The 295-nt window shown below is 56.3% G+C and carries 1 protein-coding gene; it reads left to right on the top strand.

Going from position 1 to position 295, the window contains the following annotated elements; genetic code table 11:
- Window positions 1–290, top strand: a 290-nt coding sequence (locus SCA31_RS22925; protein WP_410699342.1) for a hypothetical protein, incomplete at its 5' end; no start/stop codon positions are given.
- Window positions 291–295: the final 5 nt, after the last annotated feature.

Below are 295 nucleotides of genomic sequence, written 5' to 3'. Positions count from 1 at the left end.
ATCAACTGGACTATGGGCAGTCTTCTCGGCAGGAAAAGTGGCGAGAAGAAAGGGATCCCATTTTGGCAATCAATCACGGCATCGAATGCACTGCGGGTACGCAGGAGTTTGAGGGCGGCTTTAGGATAGAGCCCCAAAGGGCCTCCGGCGCGGAAAATCCGGATTCCATCGATCATGTCGTCGCCGGACTGGCTATCTTCACGGCCTGTAAACCAAGTGACCTTAGCACCGCCGTCGGTCCACCTGCGGGATATTTCGTGCATGTATTGCTCGGCTCCACCGGCCTGTGAATGCG

The sequence above is a fragment of the Chryseobacterium sp. SIMBA_028 genome, assembly GCF_046535285.1.
GTDB lineage: Bacteria > Bacteroidota > Bacteroidia > Flavobacteriales > Weeksellaceae > Chryseobacterium.
Note: the sequence above shows the minus strand (reverse complement) of the source record. Positions and strands in the feature narration are given on the sequence as shown.